This is a genomic window from Microcoleus sp. Pol12B4, from assembly GCF_036701385.1.
GTDB lineage: Bacteria > Cyanobacteriota > Cyanobacteriia > Cyanobacteriales > Microcoleaceae > Microcoleus.
This window is the reverse complement of the sequence record NZ_JAUBQR010000276.1, coordinates 1-7711: the sequence shown is the minus strand read 5'-3', so window position 1 is coordinate 7711 and position 7711 is coordinate 1. Positions and strand designations below refer to the sequence as shown.

Genomic DNA, 7711 nt, shown 5'->3' with positions numbered 1-7711 from the left:
ACAGCTACAGGGGGCATTGTCAAGTACGGCGGGGTGGAAGTCCACAAGCGCGGCAAAGCTAAACTTGGCTACGAAGTCGTCAAAGGCGGAACTCTGCTCTGGATACCGGAAGAGTGCCACGAGGTCAATAAGGATATTTCTCTGCTGCTGGTGGAAGATGGCCAGTACGTAGAGGCCGGTACAGAAGTCGTTAAGGATATTTTCTGCCAAACCAGCGGGGCAGTGGAAATCACTCAGAAAAATGACATCCTGCGGGAAATTGTGATCAAACCGGGCACACTCCATGTAGTAGACCGCCCGCCGCTAACATTCGGGGAAGGTCAAATCGTCAACGCCGGTCAAGAAATTTTCCCAGGCTTAGTTGCCGAAGAGTTGGGCTATGCCGAGTATATCGAAACTCCCGAGGGCCCGGCTTTGTTGCTGCGGCCTGTGGTGGAGTTCCCGGTGCCGGATAAGCCACCAGTGCCTTCTCAGACGGCGCTGAATGAGTCGATCTCTTTGAAAGCAGTGCAGCGACTTCCTTATAAGGATGGGGAGCGCGTCAAATCTGTCGAGGGATTGGAACTGCTGCGGACTCAGCTTATTTTGGAAATTGGTTCGGGAGCTCCGCAATTGGCGGCGGATATCGAGCTGCTGCCGGATGAGGATGATGCTATGGCTTTTGGGGCGGACGGTTCGGGCCCGGCTTGGGGTTCGCCTGAAGACGATAGTGCGTCGCAAGAGTTGGCTATGACTGTGGCCGATGGGGGGGATCGAGTTTCCAAGACTTTCCGCTTGCAGCTAGTCATTTTGGAATCGCTAGTGATTCGGCGGGATGTGTCTGCTGATCCGACTCAAGGCAGCACTCACACGCGGCTGTTGGTCGAAGATGGGCAGTCGATCGCGCCGGGGGCAGTAGTCGCCCGCACAGAGATTCTCTGCAAAGAAGCGGGTATCGTTCGGGGCATCCGTGAGGGGCATGGCGAACCAGTACGCCGACTGTTGGTGATGCGAGATGCGGATTCTATTTCGATCTCTGTGGCGGGTACGCCGGATGTGAGTCCGGGTCAACTGCTGGTGGCTGGTACCGAAATAGCTCCGGGGGTTGTTCTCGAAGAATCCGGCCAAGTTGTGAAGGTTGTACCTGCGTCGGAGACAGAACCGGCGAAACTCTTGCTCAGGGTGGCTCGCCCTTACCGGGTTTCGGCTGGTGCCGTGCTGCACGTAGACGACGGCGACTTGGTGCAGCGGGGTGACAATTTGGTGATTCTGGTGTTTGAGCGGGCAAAGACTGGGGATATCATTCAGGGTTTGCCACGGATTGAGGAACTTCTTGAAGGGCGGAAGCCGAAGGAAGCTTGTATTTTAGCCAAGCGGCCGGGGACGGCTCGCGTGGTTACGGATGACGATGTTGTGGAACTTGCGGTGATTGAGGATGATGGCCGGATTGAGGAGTATCCTTTGTTGCCTGGTCAAAACCCGATCGTTTCCGACGGACAGCGCGTAGGGGTCGCCGAAGCTTTGACCGACGGGCCTGCTAACCCTCACGAAATTCTGGAGGTGTTCTTTCATGTGCTCAAGGAGCGGCAGTCTACTTTTGAGGCTGCCTTAGAGAGTTTCCAACAGGTGCAGACGTTTTTGGTGAATGAGGTGCAGTCGGTTTATCAGTCTCAGGGCGTGGATATTTCCGACAAGCACATCGAGGTGATTGTTCGCCAGATGACTAACAAAGTCAGGATGGAAGATGGCGGCGATACTACTATGCTCCCCGGTGAGTTGGTAGAATTGCGGCAGGTTGAGCAGGTGAATGAGGCGATGTCAATTACTGGTGGAGCCCCGGCGGATTATACTCCGGTGTTGCTGGGGATTACTAAGGCTTCGCTGAATACTGATAGCTTTATTTCCGCTGCTTCCTTCCAGGAGACTACGCGTGTGTTGACTGAGGCTGCGATCGAAGGTAAGTCTGACTGGCTGCGCGGGCTGAAGGAAAATGTGATTATCGGCCGCCTGATTCCTGCGGGTACTGGGTTCAATGCCTATGAGGATGCTGGGGTTCAGGATGCGGGTTTTGATGGTGCTGTGTTTGATGACGACATCCACGATTTACAGGAGGATGTGGTTTTGGACGATCGCACTGCCCGCCGCGCTTATACGATCGAGAGCGGTTTTGAGATCGGGCGCGCCTCTGATCTTGAGCCTGATGAGGATTTTGAGGAAGTTGAGGTTGATGAAGACGATTTTGTCGCTGAGACTGAGGATGATGCCTTGGGACCAGATGATGATGATGATGATATCGGTTTTGACTTCGATGAGGACGAAGACTAATCATAGTTTTGAGATTGCATGAATGAATGAACAGCGTTGCGCTCGCTGAGGATAAGTTGGTTCCTCGCCGCAACGCACACTTCGATTTCATGAGTTAAAAAATCTCAAAGTTTTCCTCACTAATTCAAGCTCCGAACTCATAGCATTGTGTAATCGGGACATCCAAAGGAAGAAGGAAGAAGGAAGATTCAGAGTTTAAGCAAACTTTGTAATTCTAGAGTTTTAATTGTTTGTGGGTTCAAACAAACAATTCTTTCTTCCTGCTTCCTTTTTCCTTCTCCCTTCTTATTTTTTATTCATGTATGGTTCACCTCAATCAGGTAGCAAAGCCTTGATTTGATTAACAAACTCTTGATGGTCTACCACAGGTTTAGAGATGTAACCGTCGGCACCGCTTTGATCCAGAAATGTTTCTTTATCGCCAGCCATTGCGTGAGCAGTCACCAAAATAATCGGCAGCGATGCCGTTTGCGGGTCAGCTTTGAGCAGTTGAGTAATCTTAATGCCGTCAACAGATTTGCCCTGGTACACGCTGCGCGAAAGAGACACATCCATTAAAATCAAATCCGCTTCGCCGTTAGCAGCAATCTGCATCACCTCTTCAACATTTTCCGTGTGCTTCACGGCTAAGCCCCCCCGCTTAGTCAGAATTTTGGAAAAAACCCGAGCATTAACCAAATCGTCCTCTACAATCAGAACGGTTTTCATAAATAAATATGGGAAGTATAGAAACTTTGTGACTTTAGTCCAAAGAGGAACACGAGACGGGGACTACATTCCCCGTCAAAAATGCAGAGTTTTTAGCGCCATCAGCCGGGAACCCTGCAAAACCCGTATGTATATCCTTGAGCCACTAGCTGTGAGAGGGTTTACAGATGCCTAGAAGCATCCAGTACCATCATTTAGACTACTACACACAGACAGTTTAGTTCTTTTTTATAACTAGACCTGACACTGGTGAGAGTCTCAATATTCTCAGGTAGCAGGTTTCTAGTACAATCCAGGACGGATGGACGACGCCTCGCAACCGGGTTTTTGCTCGTTTCGGCGGGCTATAACGAACTATTGCTATGAAAAAACCCGGTTTCTGACTACCCGTGCGTCCTGGACTTATAATATCCTTTCTTTAGGTCAAGCCTCCGGCTTCTACCATTTCTGATTTTATATTTTATATTTTAGATGGGAACTGATTTACTGGAGATCAGTTTGGGTCACGGGCCTACAATTGCATTATTTTTTGAACTAATATTAAAATCGGGAATGTGTGATAATTATTTCCTTCCTCCTGTCGCCACAGCACTCGAAGTAGCGAATTTAGCGGGGATTTTTGGAGATTCCTAATTCTGAGTTTTAACCCATCAAAACGGCTTCAAATATCGACGCTTTCTTTCATCAAGGGGAGTCCAGACTAGGAGATATCGCCAGGAGAGCTTTTGAGTGATGAATTCATCGATATCGGCATTTTTGAGACTCTGAGTGAGGGGAGCATCTCATAATTTGTACAAACACTTCTTCTGGCTCCTTCCTTCTTCCTCTTTCCTCCTGGCTCCTGTTTCGTGCCTCCAATTTCTAGCTTGGGTGCTTTCATTGAGATGCTCCCTCAGTGAGTAACGGCCACGCTCTATTGTTGAATAAGCCCAAAACAGGGACTTCACTCATCGTCCAGTCATCTCTACACGCTCCGAACAATTACCACTACCAGGGGTATTCCAATTGCGCTTACTTTTCTTTTTTAAGACTTTCGGAGTCCATCACGCTTGCCAAAATACGGTAAGCTCGATCGTCAACCCTTTTGATCCACGCTACGGCTGTACTGAGACGAGATCAATCCGGGGTTTCTCCTGAATAGAATATTTCTTCGTGTAGATGGTTATTCCTAATTGCAATTAAATTCTATCATAGATTGACAGGGACTAAAGTCCCTCGTGACGCTTTCCTAGGAAGAGCTACAGCCTCACTACGTTCTGAGTTTCTGGCATTCCGTGTTCTCCTGTCTATTTACCTTCTGCCGTGAGAAGGTAAATAGACAGGTAGGCGCAAATGAAGGCAACATAGAGGTTAGGGTAAGAGTGGAGAGTAAGAGGCAAGTGTTGTCCGTCTTCGGGACTCTGATTCTGCTTTCACAAGTTAAGTTTATTTTTATTGTTCAAATGGGCGGTTGGGTCGAACTTTCGGTTCGCCTGCAGCAAAGGCTTTTCAATCGAGACAGGGAACCTCGGCATTATTGACAGAGGCTGTTTTCACTCAGGAATTAACGGACACAAGGACTCATGGCTAAACAACTCAACCTACTTTCCGGGCAAGTAATTTCTACGCCTCTGCACGCCGAGATGCAGCAATCGTACCTCGAATATGCCATGAGTGTGATCGTCGGGCGAGCTTTGCCTGATGTCCGCGACGGTTTAAAACCAGTTCACCGTAGAATTTTATATGCGATGCACGAACTCGGTCTGACGCCAGACCGACCTTACCGTAAGTGCGCCCGGGTAGTTGGAGATGTTTTGGGAAAATATCACCCCCACGGCGACCAATCGGTTTACGACGCTCTGGTACGCATGGTTCAGGAGTTTTCGAGCCGCTATCCTTTACTGGCGGGTCACGGCAATTTCGGTTCGGTGGACAATGATCCGGCGGCTGCTATGCGCTATACGGAAACGAGGCTAGCACCGATCGCCCACGAAGCTATGCTAACCCAAGTCGGCGATGCAACTGTTGATTTTACTGGTAACTTTGACAATTCGCAGCAGGAACCGACGGCGCTGCCTGCTCAGTTGCCGTTTCTGTTACTCAACGGCTGTACCGGCATTGCTGTCGGGATGGCAACTAATATCCCGCCACACAATTTGGGAGAGGTGGTAGACGGTTTAATTGCTTTGATTGAAAACCCGGAACTATCCGACGAGAAGTTGATAGAACTGATTCCGGGTCCTGATTTTCCCACAGGAGGGGAAATCGTCGCTACAGAGGGCATTGTTGACGCCTACACTAAGGGTCGAGGCAGCATTGCGGTCAGGGGTGTGGCAGGGGTGGAAGAGGTGCCAGGTAATCGCAAGGTGCGTACTAAAACGGCGATCGTGGTGACGGAGTTTCCGTTTCAGGTAAATAAGGCGGCTTGGATTGAAAAGGTGGCGGAGTTGGTCAATTCCGGCCGTCTCGAAGGTATTTCTGATTTGCGTGACGAGAGCGATCGCGAAGGCATTCGAGTGGTGATTGAACTCAAGCGGGAATTTACCCCAGAAGCGGTTCTCGCTCGTCTTTACCAGCAAACTGACCTGCAAACAAATTTTGGGGCGATTTTGCTGGCAATTGTCAACGGTCAACCGCGACAATTGACGCTCCGACAATTGTTGCAGGAATTTCTGGATTTCCGGGAAGTGACTCTGACCCGCCGCTACAATTACGAGTTGCAAGCTGCAGAACGCCGCTGTCATATTGTCCAAGGCTTAATGTTGGCTTTGACAAATCTCGATACAGCGATCGACATTCTCCGAAATTCTCCTGATGGCTCTACTGCTAAGCAAACTTTGCAAGTTCGCCTCAATTTGAGCGAAAGTCAAGCTGATGCGATTTTGGCGATGCCTATGCGTAGACTGACTGGTTTGGAAAGGCAAAATTTGCAGTCTGAGTTTGATGAGTTGATGGCTAATATTCAAGAATTGCAGCGGTTGTTGAGCGACAGGCGCGAACTTTTGAAGGCTTTAAAGAAGGAATTTCGATCGCTCAAACGCAAGTACGCTGACCCCCGCCGCACTAAATTCGCCAATGGAACCGGACGCGCAGCAAACGCCGAATCACAATTTTCTGGTAAGAAAAATTCTGGGGTTAAGCAGTTGTCGCCGGCAACGATTCAGCCGAACTTATTGCCCGTTCTAGAGCCAGAGGAAACTATTGTTGAATTTTCGCACAAGCAGTACGTGCGACGCTTGCAGACTGGGGAAAAGCCACGCTCGAAAAGTCGCGAAAAATCGGTTTCAGCTTTAGAAAAAAATGAAGATTTTATTGTGACGGCAAATCTGACGAAAACCGATCGCACTTTGGTCGTCTTAACTCCTAACGGCAAAGCTTATCCGCTGAAAGTGGCCGATATTCCTAGTAGTAGCGCCAAAGACCGGGGAACGCCGATCGTTAGTTTGTTGTCGCCGAGTGCTACTAAAGACAGTGCCGATCGCGCTTTGTCGGAAATCACAGTTGCACACTTTATTTTGCCGGAAAATTCGGAGGCGGCGGATTTAGTAACTCTGACTCAGCAAGGAAAAATTAAGCGCTTGGCGATGCAGGAATTTGCTGATTTGACTAATCGTGGCGTTACTGTTGTTAAACTCAAGGAGGACGATCGGCTGCGCTGTGCGAGTCTGGCTAAAGTCGGCGAGCAAGTGGCGATCGCCACTTCAGGAGGCCGAGTCCTCCGGTTTGAGATTGATGATGAACAACTGCCGCCAATGGGCCGCGCGGCCCAGGGTTCTCAAGTAACCAGGTTGCGGAAGCAGGAACAGTTGGTGGGTTGCATCACTCTCTACCCGGACGACAGTCTGGTGCTGTTTTCCGAGTTGGGTTGGGCAAAACGAATGCCTGCAGGTTCTGTCAGACTTACTAACCGGGGCGAAATTGGCACTCAAGCTTTTCGTTTCTCCGAACCTAAAGATGCTTTAGTTGGCTTGCTGCAGGCTGTTCCGGGTACGGATGTCAAACTTTTTACTAATTCTGGCCGCCTGCTGCGATCAGCTATGGATGCTATAGCTTTTTGGGGGAAAGATGCTGCGGGCGATCGAGTTTTTGACCTCAATCCGGGTGAAAAAATTATCAAAGTTATCAGCAGTCAATAGTCAATAGTCATGGGGCATGGGGCATGGGGCATGGGGCATTAATCAGATTTGTGACCTCTGACTTCTGACTTCAACATCCATCCGTTAAATCATTTAAATCCTGTACACTGCTCGTTCCCCAACTTCCTCCTTCCTTGAATATCTCAATTACCAATGCCCAATGCCCAATGCCCAATCCCCAATGCCCAATTCCCCAATTCCCCAATCTAAAATCTAAAATCTAAAATTGTTTAATGGCGCAAGTTGTATTAGAAAATATCTACAAAAGTTTTCCTCTCCGCCAAGGAGAACAGGAAAAAGAAGCAAACACCGCCGCCGAAAATGTCTTGCCTGCGGCCGATCGCCCTGCGTCTAACAGCGTTTTGCGGCGCATTAACCTAACGGTCGAAGACGGGGAATTCATGGTGTTGGTGGGGCCTTCTGGCTGCGGAAAAAGCACTTTGCTGCGATCGATCGCCGGTTTGGAAGTTTTGACGGCTGGCAATATTTGGGTTGGCGATCGGCTGGTTAACGATTTGCCTCCTAAAGACCGAGATATCGCTATGGTATTTCAAAATTATGCTCTCTATCCTCACTTAACAGTT

At 49.3% G+C, this 7711-nt stretch carries 4 protein-coding genes; 3 read left to right on the top strand and 1 reads right to left on the bottom strand.

Translation table 11 applies throughout. The annotated features are described in order from the left end of the window. Positions 1-2304: DNA-directed RNA polymerase subunit beta'' (locus QUA38_RS25950; RefSeq protein WP_333167003.1), on the top strand; the 2304-nt coding region annotated here is incomplete at its 5' end. 312 nt (positions 2305-2616) lie between these two features. On the opposite strand, the gene QUA38_RS25945 is transcribed toward QUA38_RS25950, so the two are convergent. Continuing rightward, entirely contained in the window at positions 2617-3012 is a 396-nt protein-coding gene (locus tag QUA38_RS25945; protein WP_006632892.1) for a response regulator, read from the bottom strand. A gap of 1562 nt (positions 3013-4574) precedes the next feature. Here QUA38_RS25945 and QUA38_RS25940 point away from each other — a divergent pair. Next, on the top strand, positions 4575-7127 hold the full coding sequence (locus QUA38_RS25940; protein WP_333167001.1) for a DNA topoisomerase (ATP-hydrolyzing): 2553 nt from the start codon (positions 4575-4577) through the stop codon (positions 7125-7127). 233 nt (positions 7128-7360) lie between these two features. Then, the coding region (locus tag QUA38_RS25935; RefSeq protein ID WP_333167000.1) for an ATP-binding cassette domain-containing protein at positions 7361-7711 on the top strand (351 nt) is incomplete at its 3' end.